Annotated in this window: 18 protein-coding genes and 1 tRNA gene; 7 read left to right on the forward strand and 12 right to left on the reverse strand. The window is 64.9% G+C overall.

Annotated elements, in window-relative coordinates; all coding sequences use genetic code 11:
* Window positions 1-11: 11 nt before the first annotated feature.
* Together AC5RWA_RS08340 and AC5RWA_RS08345 are read right to left on the reverse strand one after the other, a co-directional pair.
* On the reverse strand, window positions 12-887 hold the full coding sequence (locus tag AC5RWA_RS08340) for a glycosyltransferase family 2 protein (protein ID WP_079597951.1): 876 nt from the start codon (window positions 885-887) through the stop codon (window positions 12-14).
* A 129-nt stretch (window positions 888-1,016) separates the two neighbouring features.
* Complete coding sequence (locus AC5RWA_RS08345) at window positions 1,017-1,988, reverse strand: hypothetical protein (RefSeq protein WP_494057227.1); 972 nt, start codon at window positions 1,986-1,988, stop codon at window positions 1,017-1,019.
* Window positions 1,989-2,142: 154 nt separating this feature from the next.
* On the opposite strand from AC5RWA_RS08345, the gene AC5RWA_RS08350 reads away from it, so the two are divergent.
* The 3 genes from AC5RWA_RS08350 (at window position 2,143) to AC5RWA_RS08360 (ending at window position 4,564) form a co-directional block, all read left to right on the forward strand.
* Window positions 2,143-2,688: a peptidylprolyl isomerase gene (locus tag AC5RWA_RS08350; RefSeq protein ID WP_494057228.1), complete on the forward strand. Its 546-nt coding sequence runs from the start codon at window positions 2,143-2,145 to the stop codon at window positions 2,686-2,688.
* A gap of 9 nt (window positions 2,689-2,697) precedes the next feature.
* Window positions 2,698-3,576 (forward strand): rhomboid family intramembrane serine protease, encoded by an 879-nt coding sequence (locus AC5RWA_RS08355; protein WP_115526022.1) that lies wholly within the window; start codon window positions 2,698-2,700, stop codon window positions 3,574-3,576.
* A gap of 520 nt (window positions 3,577-4,096) precedes the next feature.
* On the forward strand, window positions 4,097-4,564 hold the full coding sequence (locus AC5RWA_RS08360) for a carboxymuconolactone decarboxylase family protein (protein ID WP_494057229.1): 468 nt from the start codon (window positions 4,097-4,099) through the stop codon (window positions 4,562-4,564).
* Between the two features lie 182 nt (window positions 4,565-4,746).
* Here AC5RWA_RS08360 and AC5RWA_RS08365 read toward each other — a convergent pair whose 3' ends face one another.
* Together AC5RWA_RS08365 and AC5RWA_RS08370 are read right to left on the reverse strand one after the other, a co-directional pair.
* Window positions 4,747-5,361 carry a DNA-3-methyladenine glycosylase I gene (locus AC5RWA_RS08365; RefSeq protein WP_115526021.1) on the reverse strand — a complete coding sequence of 205 codons (615 nt, stop codon included), beginning with the start codon at window positions 5,359-5,361 and terminating at the stop codon, window positions 4,747-4,749.
* A 44-nt stretch (window positions 5,362-5,405) separates the two neighbouring features.
* A complete protein-coding gene (locus tag AC5RWA_RS08370; protein WP_079597957.1) occupies window positions 5,406-5,657 on the reverse strand; it encodes a cell division protein CrgA in 252 nt (83 codons plus the stop codon).
* A 174-nt stretch (window positions 5,658-5,831) separates the two neighbouring features.
* Between AC5RWA_RS08370 and AC5RWA_RS08375 the strand changes: the two genes are divergently transcribed.
* The 3 genes from AC5RWA_RS08375 to AC5RWA_RS08385 are packed head-to-tail and all read left to right on the forward strand — an operon-like array spanning window position 5,832 to window position 7,428.
* Window positions 5,832-6,617 (forward strand): class E sortase, encoded by a 786-nt coding sequence (locus tag AC5RWA_RS08375; protein ID WP_494057230.1) that lies wholly within the window; start codon window positions 5,832-5,834, stop codon window positions 6,615-6,617.
* 2 nt (window positions 6,618-6,619) lie between these two features.
* Window positions 6,620-6,790, forward strand: coding sequence for a hypothetical protein (locus AC5RWA_RS08380; RefSeq protein WP_165976935.1), 171 nt, complete (start codon window positions 6,620-6,622; stop codon window positions 6,788-6,790).
* Window positions 6,787-7,428, forward strand: a complete 642-nt coding sequence (locus tag AC5RWA_RS08385; RefSeq protein ID WP_079597959.1) for an aminodeoxychorismate/anthranilate synthase component II — start codon at window positions 6,787-6,789, stop codon at window positions 7,426-7,428. Before AC5RWA_RS08380 ends, AC5RWA_RS08385 begins: the two co-directional genes overlap by 4 nt.
* A 74-nt stretch (window positions 7,429-7,502) precedes the next feature.
* On the opposite strand, the gene pknB is transcribed toward AC5RWA_RS08385, so the two are convergent.
* The 7 genes from pknB to AC5RWA_RS08420 are packed head-to-tail and all read right to left on the reverse strand — an operon-like array spanning window position 7,503 to window position 16,929.
* A complete protein-coding gene (pknB, locus tag AC5RWA_RS08390; RefSeq protein WP_494057231.1) occupies window positions 7,503-9,449 on the reverse strand; it encodes a Stk1 family PASTA domain-containing Ser/Thr kinase in 1,947 nt (648 codons plus the stop codon).
* 15 nt (window positions 9,450-9,464) lie between these two features.
* The gene (locus tag AC5RWA_RS08395; RefSeq protein WP_494057232.1) at window positions 9,465-11,198 is read right to left on the reverse strand and encodes a protein kinase domain-containing protein; all 1,734 of its coding nucleotides are present in this window, start codon (window positions 11,196-11,198) and stop codon (window positions 9,465-9,467) included.
* Window positions 11,195-12,655 carry a peptidoglycan D,D-transpeptidase FtsI family protein gene (locus AC5RWA_RS08400; protein WP_275725740.1) on the reverse strand — a complete coding sequence of 487 codons (1,461 nt, stop codon included), beginning with the start codon at window positions 12,653-12,655 and terminating at the stop codon, window positions 11,195-11,197. Before AC5RWA_RS08400 ends, AC5RWA_RS08395 begins: the two co-directional genes overlap by 4 nt.
* On the reverse strand, window positions 12,652-14,049 hold the full coding sequence (locus AC5RWA_RS08405; protein WP_476244361.1) for an FtsW/RodA/SpoVE family cell cycle protein: 1,398 nt from the start codon (window positions 14,047-14,049) through the stop codon (window positions 12,652-12,654). Before AC5RWA_RS08405 ends, AC5RWA_RS08400 begins: the two co-directional genes overlap by 4 nt.
* Window positions 14,046-15,704: a PP2C family protein-serine/threonine phosphatase gene (locus tag AC5RWA_RS08410; protein ID WP_494057233.1), complete on the reverse strand. Its 1,659-nt coding sequence runs from the start codon at window positions 15,702-15,704 to the stop codon at window positions 14,046-14,048. The genes AC5RWA_RS08405 and AC5RWA_RS08410 overlap by 4 nt, the downstream gene beginning before the upstream one ends.
* Before the next feature lie 2 nt (window positions 15,705-15,706).
* Entirely contained in the window at window positions 15,707-16,189 is a 483-nt protein-coding gene (locus AC5RWA_RS08415) for an FHA domain-containing protein FhaB/FipA (protein ID WP_079597965.1), read from the reverse strand.
* Window positions 16,186-16,929 carry an FHA domain-containing protein gene (locus AC5RWA_RS08420; RefSeq protein WP_079597966.1) on the reverse strand — a complete coding sequence of 248 codons (744 nt, stop codon included), beginning with the start codon at window positions 16,927-16,929 and terminating at the stop codon, window positions 16,186-16,188. The genes AC5RWA_RS08415 and AC5RWA_RS08420 overlap by 4 nt, the downstream gene beginning before the upstream one ends.
* Window positions 16,930-17,305: 376 nt before the next feature.
* Between AC5RWA_RS08420 and AC5RWA_RS08425 the strand changes: the two genes are divergently transcribed.
* Window positions 17,306-17,388: transfer RNA gene (locus tag AC5RWA_RS08425), tRNA-Leu, on the forward strand.
* A gap of 149 nt (window positions 17,389-17,537) precedes the next feature.
* On the opposite strand, the gene AC5RWA_RS08430 is transcribed toward AC5RWA_RS08425, so the two are convergent.
* Window positions 17,538-18,236 carry a FadR/GntR family transcriptional regulator gene (locus AC5RWA_RS08430; RefSeq protein WP_494057234.1) on the reverse strand — a complete coding sequence of 233 codons (699 nt, stop codon included), beginning with the start codon at window positions 18,234-18,236 and terminating at the stop codon, window positions 17,538-17,540.
* Window positions 18,237-18,242: the final 6 nt, after the last annotated feature.

Genomic DNA, 18,242 nt, shown 5'->3' on the forward strand with positions numbered 1-18,242 from the left:
CAGAGTGGCGGCTACTGGCCGCCGCGGCGGACCGGCTGTGCTGTATTGACGGTGTGGATGGCCCGCAGGATCTTGGCCGGGAAATACACCGAGAAGAAGACCACCATGGGAGCCTTCAGCGCCATCTTCTTGACGTTGTGCGCCTTGTAGGTGCGGTCGAACCGCGTCACGTAGTAGCGGTAGTCCCGGGGTGAGTCCTCCAGCCGCCGCGCGGACATCCCGGAGACCATCTGCGGGCAGTACTGGATCTTGAGTTCGTGGTCGGCCAGGTGCAGGGACAAATCGATGTCCTCGTGCATCTCATCCCGCTCATCGCGGCAGGTCTCAGCCCGGATGGTTGCCCAGGCGGAGGCGCGCAAGGCCATGTTTGACCCGAACAGGAAATGGTACTGGTGCTTGGCCAGCTTCAGCATCAGCTGGCGCATCTTGTCGTCGGCCTTGAGCCCGAAGCGGCGCATGGGCATGTCGTAGTAGACCACCGGGCCGGTGGCTGCCTGGACCGAGGAATCGAGGAACGCCCGCTGCACCTGCTCCACCCAGTCGGGCTCCAGCACCGAATCAGCATCGATGCGGCCCAGGACGTCACCCGTTGCGTTGTCCAGGCCGAAATTGCGGGTGGGAATCAGTCCCTGTTCCCGGTCCTGGCTCAACAGGATAAGGGGGCTTTCCGGATACTCAAGCTGCATTTGCCGCACGATGTCAGCTGTGCGGTCTTTGGAAAGGTTGTCCACCACGATGATTTCGTGGGCAGGGACGGACTGGTAGATGGCAGCTATAAGGCACTGCCGGATGACGCTCTCCTCGTTGTACGCCGGGATAACGATGGACACACGGGGCAGCTCGGCTGCGTCGTTCAAGGCATCCCCAAGGGATTGATCGGCTGACATCACCTCAAATCTAGCACCGCCCGGCAGTCCTGCCCGGAAGGGGAAGCAGGACATCGAATGAAGATTAGGAGTCCCGGAGACAGCAGAAGGGGCCCCGTACAACGGGACCCCTTCCGGTGCATGCTGTGACTAGGCCTGGGTGCTGCCCTTGTCTGCGTTGCTCCTGGTGGCCGACTTGGCGTCGGCGGCAACCGTGGCAGTGCTGTCGGAAACATCCTCGGCCACGTGCTTGGCCTTGTCGGAAGCGTCCTCGGCCTTTTCCTTGGCGGCGTCCGCAGCACCGGAGGTCTTGTCCCCACCGGCGGCTGCGAAGGACGCGGTGGCGTCTGCCGCCTTGTCCGAGGCGTCCAGGGTGGTTTCCTTGACGTCATTGACCGTCGTTGCGGGGACCGGAGCCGGCGTGGACGTGACGGGCGACGGGGTCTTCCAGGGGTCCTCGACCGGCTTGGAGGCCTTCCAGGCCGCAACTCCTGCAGCGACCGCCGCGGCGATGACGCCAAAGACCAGCCAGCCGCGCTGCTTCTTGGGCGGCTCCGGCTGTGCCAGCTGGATGCCGACGGTACGTCCTGCTCCGGTGGCGGCCGCCTTCAGCTGGCTGCCCGTGGCCTGGGCCTGCTCCTGGATGATGTGGACGATTCCCACGTCACCAAGCTTCTGCGCGACGGCGTCAACGCGGGCCGGGGTGTTCTCCAGGGTGCGATGCACGGCCTCGGAAGCGTGGCCGATCTGGTCCGACAGCCGGGGCAGGTACTCCACGACGACGCGGTCGCGGGCGCTCAAGACCACCGGGGTGGCCTTGTCCAGCGCTTCATGCAGCCGCGGGGAGGCGCCTTCCACGGCGTCATTGATCCTGGGGGCGAGCTGCGCCAGGCCGTCCTGGATCCGGGGAGTCACGGTGGCCACGCCGTCCGCCAGGTTGTGCGCCGCCGACTTCAGGCCTTCCTGGATCTTGGGAGATGCGGTGTCCAGGCTGTGCTGGAGGCGAGGAACAGCCCAGTCCACAGCTGCTTCCACTCGGGGGCCCGCCCAATCCTTGGCATTCTCAACGGCGCCAATGACTGACAGCTCAAGGTCACGGGCAATACGATCCGATTTCTTCACAACTACCTCCCGATTAATGTGACGGTTTGTGGTTAGCCTACGTGGCTTGGTCATCACCGGCTATTCACACGGCGGATTTTAGGCAGATTTCACCCAGCGCGGAACTGTTGCCGAGGCCGCCTGCGCCCTTGGACGGCGTGGAAGAATGGGCCCTATGACTGCCATCGCAACTGCAACAGCAACCATCCACACGAGCCTCGGCGACATCAGGGTTAACCTCTTCGGGAACCATGCGCCCAAGACCGTCAAGAACTTCATCGGCCTCGCCACCGGCGAGCAGGCGTGGACCCACCCCGAAACCGGCGAGGACAAGACCGGCACCCCGCTGTACAACGGAACCATCTTCCACCGCATCATCAAGGACTTCATGATCCAGGCCGGCGATCCGCTGGGCCGCGGAACGGGTGGCCCCGGTTACCGGTTCGACGACGAGATCCACCCTGAGCTCAGCTTCAACCAGCCCTACAAGCTGGCCATGGCCAACGCCGGCATCCAGATGGGCAAGGGCACCAACGGCTCACAGTTCTTCATCACCACCATCCCCACCGACTGGCTTCAGGGCAAGCACAGCATCTTCGGCGAGGTGGCGGACGACGAATCCAAGAAGGTTGTTGACGCCATCGAGGGTGTCCGCACCGGCATGGGCGACCGCCCGGTGGAGGACGTCACCATTAACAGCATCGACATCGAACAGCTGTAATACCGCACCATGAGTTACGGAATTCCGTCGGCTGAGCCGTCCGCCCAGGTCCCGGTGTGCCCCCGGCACCCGGACCGGCCTTCGTATGTGCGATGCCAGCGGTGCGGGCGCCCCGCGTGCCCCGACTGCCAGCGGGCGGCCGCCGTCGGATTCCAATGCGTTGACTGCGTCAACGAAACAAGGCGTACGACGCCGGAAGTACGGACCGTCTACGGCGGCGCCGTTGCCACCGGCAAACCTATGGTGACGTTTGGGATCATCGCCGTCTGCGCGGTGCTGTACGTCCTGCAGTGGCTGATCCCCAACGACGCCGTCTACCAGAGCCTGGGCTTTGCGAACATCTATGCCGAGCCGCGTTACGGGCAGTTTGAGCCATGGCGGATGCTCACGGCCGCATTCCTGCACTCCCAGGGGTTCATCCTTCACATCGCGCTGAACATGTACATGCTCTGGGCGTTTGGCCAGGCCCTTGAACCGCTGCTGGGGCGGGCCCGGTTCCTGGCGCTCTACCTGATTTCCGCGATCGGCGGCTCTGTGGGCTATCTCCTGCTCACTCCCCTGTACCAGCCGGGCCTTCCGCTTTATGGTGTGGTGGGTGCTTCCGGCGCCATCTTCGGGCTCTTCGGCGCCATGCTGCTGGTCCAGCGGCACCGGGGCGGCGACACCCGCCAGCTGTGGGTGTTGATCGCGATAAACGGCGTCATCGGCTTCCTCATCCCCCAAATCGCGTGGCAGGCGCATCTGGGAGGCCTCATCACGGGCGGGCTCTGTGCGGCGGTGCTCGCCTACACACCCCGCGGACGCCGCCAGGGGCTGATCCAGGCCGCAGGCCTGGTGGCGGTACTGGTCCTGCTCGCAGTGGCGGTATGGGCCCGCGTCTCCATGTAATACCCGCGAACCCCCACCTGGACAGTTTCCATCACAAAACCCCCGGCGCTCACGGCGCCGGGGGTTTTTGTTTTCCACAGCCGTTATCCACAGTGTTGGTAACTTACACGCCTGTGATTCATAAGAACCAGCAACTTTCGCGCCGCGTTGCCGGGGTTTTCCCCGTTTGGCGCCTGTATTTCTCCACACCTGTGGATAACTCTTGGGGATAGGCATGTGCTTAAGTGGACAAAATGCCCCTGCTGCGCCGAACTGTGGAAAAGTCGCGCTTAGCTGTGGCTTTTCCGTGCCCGCCGTGCCGCGAGAGGGTGTGAATCAACAGCCTTATGCACACTGTTAATAAGTTCCGCCCATGTCATTCCGCTTGGAGAATCCCGGCGGATGGCAACGTGCAGGCCTCGGACGCCGAATTTTCCCCCAGCTGTTTCCACAGTTGTGGATAACTTGTGGGTATCGGGATGTTGGTAAGTGGATAAGCTTCTGATGGTCTTATCCTGCCGCCGGCTTCCAGGAGGAAACCTTGACCGCCACCACCAAGCACATCTTCCTCGACAAGCAGCATCCTGCGCTCTGGCGGGCCATTAACGGGCTGGCACTCAAAATCAAGGAAGCTGCGCAGGACGCCGGCATCGACGCGAAGACCCTGGAACTCCTCAACGTGCGGATTTCCCAGATCAACGGCTGCGCCTACTGCCTGGACCTCCACGTGAGGGACGCGCTGAAGGCGGGTGAAACTTCCCAGCGGCTGGCCGTGCTTCCGGCGTGGCGGGACACGGCACTGTTCACGGAGAAGGAACGCGCCGCACTGGCCCTGGTCGAAAGCATCACCGAACTCCCCTCCGAGCGGCGGCGTGAGCAGGAGGAGGGTTTTGCCCGTGACTATCTGACCGAAGAGGAATTCTCGGTAGTGAGCTGGGCGGCTGCCAGCATGAACGCCTTCAACCGCATCTCCATCACCAGCCACCATCCTGTGCGCCGGGAGCGCTGACCTGGAGCGGCTCTCCGCGCCCGCGATTGTTTATCCACAGGTATTCCACACTGTTAATAACTGCATTTCGGGGGCGTGATTCGGAAGTTGGCCCCAGTTCTGGCCCTCGGCCCGGGCTGCCCATGGTTATCCGCAGGTTTTCAACACTGTGGATAACTTTCCCAACAGCTGGGGAGAACCCGCTAGCCGGTAGAGACGGTCCATACCCCTGATGAACCCCTCCGGTGGCTGTCCACGAGGTGTGTGTCCACCATTCCAATGGCTTCCATCAAGGCGAACATGGTAGTTGGCCCAACGAAGGAGAAGCCCTTTTTGCGGAGGGCTTTGGAGAGCGCTACGGACTCCTCGGACTGGGTGGGGATATCGGTGTGTACCACCGGCTGTGGAGTCTCTGCAGGCTGGAATTTCCAGACGAAGTCCACCAGGCCGCCCTCTTGCCGCAGGGCGAGAGTGGCCCGGGCGTTCCTGATGGCGGCCAGGATCTTCAGTCTGTTCCGCACGATGCCGGGGTCCTGCAGGAGGCGTTCCACGTCAGCGTCGGTAAACAACGCCACGGCATCGGGATTAAAGTCCGCGAAGGCGGCACGGAAAGCCGGACGCTTCCGCAGGATGGTGGCCCAGGAAAGCCCCGACTGGAAGCCTTCCAGGCAAATACGTTCGTACAGGCCACGTTCGTCCGTGACCGGAAGGCCCCATTCATGGTCGTAGTAGTCCCGCATCAGCGGATCCACTGATGCCCAGGCCGGCCGGGCCAGGCCGTCGTCGCCCACCACCACGCCTGACGTGTCAGCTGCCATACGTATCTCCCGGCGGAATGGGCCCGTGGGTGGTGTGGAAAAGTCTAGGAGCGCCAGCGCGTGGTCATCAGGAAGCCCACGATGGCGATGCCAAAGCCGGCCACGATGTTCCATGATTCCCACGCCTGGACGGGAAAACGTCCCTCGCTGATGTAGAACGTGATGATCCAGAACAGGCCAATAATCATCAAGCCAAACATCACGGGCTTGAACCACACCGGATTTGGTTTGTATGCCTGGGGGGAAGCCTTCTCGGCTGTGCTGGCAGTCTTCTTGCGCGGCTTTGACTCGGGCACTGGCTCTCCTTGGCGGGCTGAGGCAAGCTCGGCGTCCCGGGCTTGATATCCTGCAAGAAGGAAATTGCCAGCGGTCTGCGCGATCTTGGTCAAATCTGGATTCTTACTAGCAGCCAATTCTAGCCGGAGTTCACGGGCCGCCGGTGCCCACCGGAACCGCCCCGAGGAGAACGCGTGGTATTGCAGGAGAAGGTGAGGCCGGCCGCTGCGCCAGCTGCCGGCGGCGGAATTCTGCGCGGAACCATCCAGGTGCTCGGTGAGCTGCTGATTACCGCCGGCATCATCCTCCTGCTGTTCGTCGCCTGGCAGCTGTGGTGGACCAACGTGGAATCCGACGCCAAACAGAGTGAAGTCATCAAGGAATTCGCCCAGGACTTCGGCGGCGCAGCCCCCGAAACCCCTGATGCTGCCGCTCCGCCGGCCGTCGAGGATTTCGGGGCGCCCGTAGTGGCGGCCGCCCCCGGCCACGCAGGGACGATCGGCATCATGTACATCCCCCGGTTCGGCGCCAACTACACCCGGCCCATCGTGCAGGGAACCACCGGGGATGTCCTGGACACCCTGGGCCTGGGCCACTACGCCAACACCGCCATGCCGGGCGCCGTGGGCAACTTCGCGGTCGCAGGGCACCGGCAGACGCACGGTGCCGTGCTGGATAATATCCACACCCTGGTCCCCGGCGACAAGATCTACGTCCAGACCAAGGACGGCTACTACGTCTATGTGTTCCGCAACAACCAGATCGTGATGCCCTCCCGCACCGACGTCCTGGAACCCGTGCCGACCCTTCCGGGCGTCACCCCCACCGAAAGCTTCCTGACCATGACCAGCTGCAACCCGCGCTTCGGTGCGGAAGAACGCATCATTGCCTACGCCCTGCTGGACAGCTGGCGCCCCGCATCGGCCGGGCCGCCGGCGGAAATCGCAGCCCAGGTGGCCGCAGCGATCGGAAAGGGCTGAGCATGTACGGCTGGATCTTCCGCCACCTTCCCGGGCCGCTGTGGCTCAGGATCGTCACCTCACTGGTACTCATCGCCGTCGCACTGGTATTGATGGTGCAGTTCCTTTTTCCGTGGATGTCCGAGTACACCCAGTTCACTGACTCAACGATTGGTGCAGCAAGCCAGCCATGACCACAACCAAGATCCTCGTGGTGGATAACTACGACAGCTTCGTCTACACCCTGGTGGGCTACCTCCAGGAACTCGGCGCCGAGACCACCGTGGTCCGCAACGACGACGTCACCCTGGCCGAGGCCATCGAGCTGGCCAGCACCCGCGACGGCGTCCTGATCTCGCCCGGCCCCGGCAACCCGGCCGAGGCCGGCGTCTGCATTGAGCTGATCAAGTGGTGCGGTGAAAACAGCGTCCCGATGTTTGGCGTCTGCCTGGGGCACCAGGCGCTGGCGGAGGCATTCGGCGGCAAGGTGACACACGCCCCCGAGCTCATGCACGGCAAGACGTCACTCGTTGAACACATCGGAACCAGCGTTTTCGCCGGGCTCCCCTCCCCCGTCACGGCCACGCGCTACCACTCGCTTGCCGCTGTCCGGGAGTCCATTCCCGATGTCCTTGAGGTCACCGCTGAAACGGCCTCCGGCGTCATCATGGGCCTCCAGCACCGCACCGCCCCCCTCTGCGGGGTGCAGTTCCACCCGGAATCGGTCCTGACCGAGGGCGGCTACCAGATGCTGGGCAACTGGCTGGAGTCGCTGGGCATGGCGGGCGCAGCCGCGCGGGCAGCCAAACTGAGCCCGCTCATCCAGCACTGAACTGACAGCCCCAACCTGACAGCACCGGCCTGACAGCACTGACCCTGGCACGCCCCCGGGCGCCCCGCTCCGGCTCATCCCCTCCGGGACGACGTGGGTGAGGGCGTGGGCGTGGGCGTGGGGGTTGGTGTCGGGGAGGGCGACGGCGGCGGAGGCGGCGCCTTGGCCACCACGATGGTCACGGTCTTGCCCTGCTCCACGGCGGCGTTGACTGGGTCGCTCTGCTCCATCACCCTTCCCGGCTCCACCTGGGCATTCTCCGCCTCGATGACGGCGGGAACCAGGCTCAGCTCCTTGAGGGCAGCCTCGGCCTCCTCACGGGTACGCCCGCGCAGTTCGGGGACAGCCACCTTGCCGGTGGACACCACCAGTTCAACACTGGTTCCCACTCCCACCATCTGCCCGGGGGCAGGACTGGTGGTGATGACGATTCCGGCAGGTACAGAGGCGCTGTTGGCTGTCGTGGTGGACGGCGCCCCCACCAGGCCGCTTTGCCGCAAAATATCGCGCGCTGCCGCTTCTGTCTTGCCCGGGAGGCTCTCCGGGATCTTGACCGCACTGGGCCCCTCGGAGATATTCAGGACCACTTCGGCGCCGGGATCCAGGGAAACACCGGATGCCGGGTCGGTGCCGATGGCCTGGCCCTTGGGGACGGTGTCGTTCTGGCTGCGGACAATCCGCGGCTTCAGGTCCGCGTTGTAGAGTTCCTGCAGTGCCGCCGATTCGGTCAAGGTGGCCACCACCGGAATCTGCACCTTGGGCGGTGCCGGTTCGGGCCGGTTTACCGTGTTGTACAGCCACAGCCCGCCTCCGGCCAGGACCAGCAGGGTAAGAACCACCAGGGTGGCGATCCACGCACGACGGCGTGACTTCTGGCGGGCGGTCGGCTCACGTTCCGGAACAAGGCCCAGGGGCAGCGGTTCGGCGTCCCGGGGATCCTCCATCCCAACGGCCGGTCCGCCGTCGGGCTCGTATGCCGTGACGGCCAGCCGGCCAGTGGGCGCATCGTCCAGGAAGCTGGCTCCTGTGGCCGCAAAAGCCTGGGTCGCCGGAGCGGCCGCCGGTACATGGTCGTTCGGGTCGGTGGGAGCCTCGGAGGCGGCCACGGCAGGCACCGGAACGCCGGACCGTGCGGCGCGCAGGGCACGCCGGAAGGCGGCAGCGTCCTGGAACCTGTCATCCCGGTTTTTCTGCAGGGCCTTGGCCAGCACGGTGTCCAGTGCCGGCGTTACTTCCGGATTCAAGCTGCTGGCAGGCGCGGGGATTTCGCGGACGTGCTGGTACGCAACGGATACCGGGCTGTCGCCGATGAACGGGGGCCGGGACGTCAGCATTTCGTAGAGCAGGCAGGCGGCCGAGTACAGGTCGCTCCGGGCGTCCACGGTCTCGCCCCTCGCCTGCTCCGGCGAGAGATACTGTGCGGTGCCCACCACTGCCTGTGTCTGGGTCATGGTGGCTGAGGAATCGGCGATGGCGCGGGCGATGCCGAAATCCATCACCTTCACGGAATCGGTACCCTCGCAGTACATGACATTGGCCGGTTTGATGTCCCGGTGGACGATGCCCGCCTTATGGCTGTATTCCAGCGCACCGAGGACCCCGAGGCAGTAGTCGATGGCCCGGTCAATGGTGACGTCGTTCGACCGGATGAGGTCGCGGATGGTCTTGCCCTCGACGAACTCCATCACGATGTAGGGCACCCGGACGTTTTCCGCCGACCCGTCGGGAACCAGGTGTTCACCGGTGTCATAGATGGCGACGATGGACGAGTGGTTCAGGGCGGCAACAGCCTGGGCCTCGCGCTTGAACCGCGCCTGGAACTGGGGATCCCGTGCCAGGTCCGGCCGCAGCAGCTTGATGGCGACGGTCCTCCCCAACCGGGTGTCCACACCGCGGTACACGTCCGCCATGCCGCCACGGCCAATCAGGCCACCCAGTTCGTAGCGGCCGCTCAGGACACGCTGGTTATCCACCGGGAGGCTGTCCTCACGGTGCAACGGTGTGCGCGGTGACTCGTTCACTGATCGTCCTGGCGGTTATGGCGTGCAGGTGGGCGGCGTTCCCGGGGTCTCGCCGGGGGCACACGTGGGCAGGGTCAGCCGGGGCGAAGGAGCAGATTGGGCGGTGGTGGGCGACGCAGTCTGGACCGGAACTGGAGCGCTGCTGGTCGTGGCTGGTGGCGGTGCCACGGCGTAGGTCACGGTGATGGGCGATCCCACGGGCAAGGGTCCAGTCGGGTTTAGTCCCACTACCCTTCCCGGTGCGGCCTCGCTGGTTTGCAGCGGCTCCACCGTCACGGCAAGCCCCAGGTTTGACAGCTCCGACTGGACCTGGCGGTAATCCTTGCCCAGGTAAGCAGCAGGTATCACGTTGACAGTCTCCGGCGTGGGCTCCTGCGTGGGCGTCGGCGTATTCCGCGTTTGGGTTGGAGTGGGAGTTGGTGTTGCGCTGGTGGGGGTTGCGCTCGTGGCGGGCGGGCTGCTGGACGGCGCGCTGGACGTGGCGTTATTGGAGGGGAAGAGGACTCCCTGCTGGTTCAGGAAAAACCCCACCAGGGCGAACAGCACCAGCAGGATCAGCGCGATCAGCGGCCAAGTCCACGGGCTGCGGCCGCGACGTTCAGGCTCATCGGCGGGCTCGTCGTCGTACGTTGTTTCTTCCGGAACCCACGTACGCTCAGCGGCCAAGGCATTCGCGCGGGCCAGCTGGCTCTGGGGGCCCTCCGGATCAACCGCCGAGGCACCGGCAGCGCCGGCTGCCACCCCGGCAGCTGCACCGGCCGCGCCGGCACCAAGCACCGGCAAGGCAGACGTGGGAGTTGGTGATGAATCCCGTGAGGCGCCGATGATTCCGGTCGGTGCCGTGGCTGTATCCACAGGGGCAGTAATGGGGCCCGTATCCGGGGCGTCAAAAAGCAGCATGCCGGGGACGGCGGCGCGCGCGGCGCTGACGTCGCCGTTGCGGATGGCTTCGGCGGCTTCGGCCAGCTTGATGGCGTTGGCCGGCCGGTCCTTGGGATCCTTGGCCAGCATGGACATCAGGAGGGCACGTACCGGCGTGGGCAGGGTTTCCGGCAGCGGCGGCGGAGCATCGTTGACCTGGGCCAGGGCGATGGCGATCTGCGATTCCCCAGAAAAGGGGCGGTGCCCGCTGAGGCATTCATAGCCAATGACGCCCAGGGAGTAGATGTCCGAGGATCCCGTGGCGGTCTGGCCCGTTGCCTGCTCGGGAGCGAGGTACTGGGCGGTGCCCATGACCTGGCCCGTCTGGGTGAGGGGCACCTGGTCGGCAAGGCGGGCAATGCCGAAGTCCGTGACTTTGACTCGCCCTTCGGGCGTGATCAGCAGGTTGCCCGGCTTGATGTCGCGGTGCACGAGGCCCTGGGCGTGCGCCACGGACAGGGCACGGGCGGTCTGCGCGATGATGGACAGGGTCCGGTCCGGGGACAGCACCTGCTCGTGTTCGATGATGCTGCTCAGCGGCTGGCCCGGAACGAGTTCCATGACCAGGTAGGCCGAGCCTTCTTCCTCGCCGTAGTCAAAGACATTGGCGATGCCCACATGGTTCAGGAGTGCTGTATGGCGGGCCTCCGCACGGAAACGCTGAAGGAACCCGGGATCACCCGTGTATTCCTCCTTCAGCACCTTGATGGCGACGATGCGGCCCAGGACGAGGTCTTTCGCCTTCCAGACTTCCCCCATGCCGCCGATCGCGATCCGCGTGGTCAGCTGGAATCTGCCGCCGAGGGTGATTCCGGTTGTAGGCCTCACTTATTCAACACCGCCTCAAAAATTCTCTTCGCGTTCGGACTGGTCAGCTGTGCGCCGGTGGTGATGTCTACGCCCTCCATGACGATCGTGACACCCACCTGCGGGTTGTTTGCGGGGGCAAATCCGGTAAACCAGGAGTTGTTGCTCCCGTTGCCCAGTTCGGCGGTTCCGGTCTTTCCCGCCACCTGGACACCGGGAACGGCGGCCCGGTTCGCGATGCCTTCGCTGACCGCACTCACCATCCATTCCGTGATCTGGTTGGCGATGTCCGGGGTGGTGGAGGTCCGCAGCGACTTCGGCTGCGGTTCGTCAATCACCCGCAGGTCCGGAGACCGCAGGGTCTTGATGAGGGTGGGCTGCATCTGGACGCCGTCGTTCGCGATCGCGGCAGTCATCATGGCCACCTGCAGGGGCGTGGCACGGACGTCCTTCTGGCCGATGACGGACTGCGCCAGCCCGGGGCCGTCGAGGTCGTCGGGGAAGGTGTTGCCTCTGGCATAGTCCAGCTTCAGCTGGTCGCCCATGTCCTGGCCGAAACCAAACTTCTCCGCCTGTTCGGCGATGGCGTCCCGTCCCAGGTCCAGGGCAATGCTTGCGAAGGGGGTGTTGCAGGACTGCTGGAGCGCGAAAGCGAAGCTGGCCGTGTCCCGGGTATAGCAGTTTCCGCCCGCATAGTTGGGCAGGCGGTACTGGATGCCTTCGAACGGGAGTTCCGCAGGGTTGGGCAGCACGCTGTCCTTGTTGTACTTGCCGGATGCAAGGGCCGCTGCGGTGTCCACCAGCTTGAACACGGATCCGGGGGCGAGCTGTTCACCGGTGGGTCCGCTGACGTTCGGGTTCAGGTTGATTCCGGGAACCTTGATCAGTTCATCCATGCTGGCGTCAGCCGCGGTGAGGTCCTGGGTGGCCACCAGGTTCGGATTGTAGGAGGGCTTGGACACCATGGCCAGGATGGCGCCGGTCTTGGGGTTGGTGACCACAATGGATCCGCGCTGCCCGTCCGGGATCAGGCTGTAGGCGAGCTGCTGGATTTCGGGGTCGATGGTGAGTTCCACGGACGCACCCTTGGGCTGGTTGCCGAGGAACAGCTGCCCCACCCGGTCCAGGAACAGCTGGTCGGACTCGCCGGCCAGCTCGCTTCCAATCGATTGTTCCAGGGCGGTGGCACCAAAATTCTGCGAGAAGTAACCGGTGATGCCCGCATACAGTTCCGGCTGCGGATACGTGCGCTGGAAGGCGCAGGTCTCCGAACCGGTCTCCACGGACTCTGCCACGGGTGATCCACCCACGATGATGGCGCCGCGGTCGTTGCAGAAGCTTTGCAGGACAGCGCGCTGGTTCCAGGGGTTCGCCTTGAGTTCGTCGGCGCCGATCACCTGGACGTAGCTGATGGCCCCGAAGATGAGGGCAAACATGGCGATGGCCGCCACCCATGAATGCCGTATTGCCTGGTTCACAGGTGCTTCACCGCCTCGGTAGGAGTATCAATGCCGGTTGCTTCAGAACCTTTGCCAGCAGGCAAGGGAGTGGTGTCCACAGGGCCGCGGGCTGTATGCGAAATCATCAGCAGCAGGCCAACAATGATCCAGTTGGCCAGCAGGGAAGAACCGCCCGCCGCCAGGAACGGCGTGGTCAGGCCCGTCAGGGGGATCAGGCGGGTCACACCGCCGATCACCACAAAGCACTGCAGCGCCACCGCGAAGGACAGGCCGCACGCCAGGAGTTTCCCGAACGCGTCCCGGGTGCCCAGCGCAGCGCGGAAGCCGCGCGTGAACAGCAGGAGGTACATCAGGACGACGGCGAAGAGGCCAATCAGCCCCAGCTCCTCGCCCAGGGAGGCAATGATCATGTCGCTGTTGGCGAAGGGAACCAGGTCGGGGCGCCCCTGGCCCAGACCGGTGCCCACCAGGCCGCCGTTGGCCATACCGAAAAGCCCCTGAATGATCTGCCGGCTTCCGCCGGGAAAGCGGTCGTAGACCTCCGGTGTAAAGGCGTTGAGCCAGCCGTCGATGCGCAGCTGCACGTGCGAGAACACCTGGGCTGCCACGAACCCGCCGCCCGCGATGAGGGCCAGGCCGATGACTACCCAGCTGATCCGGCTGGTGGCCACGTAGATCATCACGATGAACAGGCCGAAGAACAGGATGGAGGAGCCCAGGTCGCGCTGGAAGATGAGCACGCCGATGCTGACCAGCCACGCCGTGATCATGGGGCCCATGTCCTTGAAGCGAGGGAACTGCAGGGGCCCGATCTTCCGGCCCGCCAGCAGGATGAGGTCCCGGTTGGAGGAAAGATACCCGGCAAAGAATATGGCCAGGGTGATCTTGGCGACTTCACCGGGCTGGAACGTCATGGGGCCAAGCCTGATCCACACCCGGGCACCCAGGATCTCGCCGGCGCTGATGCCCGGAACCAGCGGCAGGACGAGCAGGAGTGCACTGGCCGCAAGGGAGATGAAGGTGAACCGGCGCAGGATCCGGTGGTCTTTAAGGAACCAGATCACGGCGATGGCCACGGCCATCGCAATCAGGGTCCAGCGCAGCTGGTTGTTTCCGGTGTCGTCGCCCGGCGCGTCCAGCCGGTGGATCATGGCCAGGCCAATACCGTTCAGGGCGACCACCAGCGGAAGTATTACCGGGTCAGCATATTTAGCGCGGAAGCGAAGGACGCCGTGGAAGACCAGCGCGGCTACGGCCAGGAGGCTGGATTGGAACCAGAAATCGGAGTCAAAGGCCTTCTCCTGGTCCACGCCCACCAGCATGTTCGCGCCGATGCCGATGGTGAGGGCCAGCAGGAGCAGTGCAAGCTCCACATTGCGGCGTGGTTTGGGAGTAGTGCTGAGCTGGCTCATTGGCCCACCTCGCAGGTAACAGTGGGAGTGGCTGAGGGGGACGGGCTTGCCGGAGTAGAGGCAGATGCCTCGGCAGCGGGGCTGGCCGCCGGATCCGTCGGTGTTGGGGCGGGAGCGGATTGCGTGGCGGGGGCGGAAGCCGACGCCGTGGGGCACCCCTCCTCCGGCGACGTGGTGCCGGTGAGCTCCAGGTTCTTTACGATCCGCTGGGCGTCATAAAGGTCATTGGCCGGAACGGTCTGGCGGACCCGCTGCTGGGAGAACGGAGGCAGGGAACTCATCGGGAGTTCCGTGACAGTTTCAAGGCGGGACAACTGGATGGGCCCGAGCCGCTGGGACACGCCGTTGTAGATGGCTACGCGCGAATCGAACTCTCCCACGTAGTAGCGGGTCTGGGTCCAGGCATAGCCCAGCCACAGTCCGACACCAAGAACCAGGAGGACCAGGCCGGCAATGGACCAAGTAATCCACCGGCGGGGCTTCAGCGGGACGAGGGTTTCGTCCTCGTCGCCCTGTGCCGGTTCTGCCTTGTGGGTGAGGAGGGTGGCCGCCCGTCGAGCGACGGTGCGTCCGCCGATGGTGGGGATGGAGCCGGTCTCGGCCGCCGAGGCCGCAGCCCCCACAAGTTCATGGGGACGCGAGGACAATTCTTCCCGGAGGACCTCTGCGGTCAGATGTTCACCCAGGTGGGGGTCGGTGGAAGCCGGCTCCACAACGCTGGACCCTGACCTTTCCGAGGCCGGCTCCGCTGCGCTGTCTGCATCGGGCTCGCCGTCGTCCTCGGACTGGTTCCCGGCCGGTGCGCCGGGAGCCTCAGCCGCGGCAGCGGGCTTGGCGGCGCCGACGGAAGGGATGACGTCGACGGCGGCCGTGCTGACGTCGTCGGGCGTTTCCTCCACGATCTCCACCATCACGACGGTGACGTTGTCCGGGGATCCCGCTTCAAGGGTGAGGTCAACGAGGGTTTCCACGCACTCCCGGAGGTCCTTGGTTTCCTTGACGGTGCGCTCCACGGCATGGCCGGCGACGTAGTTGAGGCCGTCGGAGCAGAGCAGCCAGCGGTCGCCCGGCTTCACGTCCAGGGTGTCCAGATCCAGCTCGGGGCTGGCATCAACATCGCCGAGCACGCGCATCAGGACATTCTTGTGCGGGTGGGTTTCCGCTTCCTCGGGCTTGAGCCTGCCTTCGTCAATGAGCCGCTGCACAAAGGTGTGGTCAACGCTGACCTGCTCGAACTCGCCGTCCCGGAGGCGGTACGCCCGGGAGTCGCCGATGTGGGCGAAGTGCAGTTTTCCCTCGGCCAGCAGGAGGGCGGTGACCGTGGTGCCCATGCCCGCCAGCTTGGGGTTGATGTGCACGAGTTCCGAGAGCAGGGAGTTCGCCGTCTGGATCTCGTCGGCGAGGATGGTCCCGGCGTCGCCGTCGTAGTCATCGCGGTCCAGGTGGATCATGTCCAGGACGGTGGCAGCGGAGGCGACGTCACCGCCCGCATGGCCGCCCATGCCGTCAGCCACCACGGCCAGGTGGCGCCCGGCATAGGCCGAGTCATCGTTTTTGGAACGGATCCGGCCGACGTCGGACCGGGCGGCGAACCGCATGATGAGGGGCCGCTCCGCGGGCTTCTGCCCGTTAGCGGGGTTCTCGGGGACGGCCACGGCTATGGCCTCAATTCAATGACCGTCTTGCCGATTCTCACAGGTACGCCTGGCTCGACGGGCAGCGCACGGGTAAGTTGCTGGTCCGCCAGGTAGGTTCCGTTGGTGGAGCCCAGGTCTTCGATGAACCAGCGGCTGCCCTGCGGGAACAGCCTGGCGTGACGGCCGGAGGCGTAGTCGTCCTCGAGTACCAGCGTGGCTTCCTGCGCCCGTCCCAGCAGGATGGGGCTGGCAGCCAGCGGAAGGGTGGTTCCCTTTAACGGACCCTCGACCACCACGAGTTGCCGGGCCTGCTGCTTGACGGGCTGCGGCGGGGCCTCGGCGAGCTCCGGATTCTTGCGGACCTGGCGCGCAGTGGGTGCCCCGGCAGCAGCCTTGCGGCCCACCATGAGGTCGCGGCGCATCGCCGAAACGATGCTGAAGATCAGAACCCAGAGGAGCAGCAGGAAGCCAAACCGCAGCGCGGTGATGGTCAGGTCGCTCATGCGTTGCCACCAGGGCTGGCAGGAAGCAGGCGGAAGATAATCTTTGTCCGTCCCATTGTGATGGTGGATCCGTCAGTAAGTTCAGTACTTCCGGAAACCTTTTGCCCGTTGACGTAGCTTCCATTGGTGGAGCCCATGTCCACGGCGCTCGTGACGCCGTTTGCGGTGCGGATTTCCAGGTGCCGGCGTGAAACCCCGGTGTCTTCGACGTGGATGTCGGCCTCCGAGGACCTGCCCAGCACGATGGACGGGGCGTTCAGTGAGTAACGCTGCCCGTCGATGTCCAGCACGGGCTGCAGCCTGACGGGCTGGCGGCTGGGGGCGGCCGGAAGGTTGGGGCGGGCCGGTGGATTGCCGGGGGCGCCTGTCGATTTTTCGGTCGAGGAGGCAATTTCAAAGTCCCCGGCGCGCAGTTCCGCATCGCGGCGGAATGAGATCCGCACCGAGCCCTGCAGGGTGTAGCCCTGGCTGCGCACGTGGTTGATGACAACATCGCACAGTTCTTCTGCAAGCGGAGTGCCCCATTCCTGGGCCCGGCGGAAGTCGTCGTCACTGAGCCGGACGTCAAAGACGTTCGGGACCAGTGTCCGTCCAGCCGCTACCGTGAGGGATTTGTGGTCCACTTCGCGGCGGAGCCGGCTGGCGATCTCCACGGGTTCAACCTGGGCCTTCGAGCCGGTGGAGAAGACGCCCCGGACAGCCTTTTCAATGCCGCGTTCAACTTTGTCCAGCAGTCCCATGGTTCTTCTCCTTTCCCCCCGCGTGCGGGGCCGTTTGCGTACCGGAACCCCACTTGCCGTGCAGTTCACAACTCAACAGTGCGCCTGCCTGCAGCAGCCACCTCTACATCCGATACTACTGGGCAGGCCTGTGAATGACCTTAATCCACAACGGCCGGGCGCCGGGAAAAGTTCAGTTTTCATGGACGGCCGGCCCTGGGTTGGCACCGGTTGCCGCGGCACGAAGGGGCCTCTTTTCGTTGCGTTGAACGGGGCTTCCCGGGTCCTTCCGGAGCCCGATTGGTGTTTTTCCGCATCAGTCCGTTATGCTTGATCTCGCTGCTTTTGCAAGACTGCGGATTCGGGAAACCGGCCGTTGTCGGGCGAAAGAAGTTGCGCGCGAGTGGCGGAACGGCAGACGCGCTGGCTTCAGGTGCCAGTATCCGAAAGGGTGTGGGGGTTCAAATCCCCCCTCGCGCACGCAAATGAAAGAGCCCCGGTCTTAGGACCGGGGCTCTTTTGCATTCTCCAGGGGTGCCGGACCTAAGCTCGTTCGCAGATCCGGCCCTTGATGGTCCGGATTTGCGAACAGGCTTAGGTTTCGGCAGGGGAGGCTTCCGCTGCAGCGGCTACGGGCGCGCGGAAGCCTTGAACCGGCGTCGGGAGTTGGCCAGGTGGCTGCGCATGGCGGCCGCGGCTGCTGCTTCATCGCCGTCGGCAATGGCCTCGGCGATGGAGCGGTGTTCCTGCACCACCTGGTCGAAGTGGTCCCGGGCGTAATGCTCGACGTCGGTCATCAGCCGCGTGCGGGGCATGGCGATCATGGTCTGGCCGAGCGCGGCGAGGCAGTCCGAGTAAAAGGGGTTGCCCGATGCCGCGGCCACGGCCCGGTGGAATTCGAAGTCTGACTTCATGGCGTGGGCCGGATGTCCGGCGCTGGCCGTGAACTCCTCGAGCGCCGAGGTCACCGCCCGCAGTTGGCGCTCGGAGTGGTTGCGGGCAGCCAGCGCGGCGGCTTCCGTTTCCACTCCCATCCGGAATTCCAGCATGTGCAGCCGGTCCTCGGTGGTGGCCACCGGACGGGCCCCCGGCGCTGCCGAGGGCCCATCGGAGGGCGGAGTAAGGGCAAAGCTGCCGCGTCCCCGCTCCGTTTCCACGAGCCCTTCGGCCTGGAGCCGGGTAAGGGCTGCGCGGACAACGGTGCGGCTGACGCCGAAATCACTGATCAGCGTGTTTTCGCTCGGAAGCTTCTCGCCTGGCTGGATCACGCCGTCAACAATGCGGTTTCGAAGGTCGGCGGCGAGGTCCGCGGTGAGGTTCCGGCTCATGGCTTC

The organism is Arthrobacter sp. 210 2 (assembly GCF_059093025.1).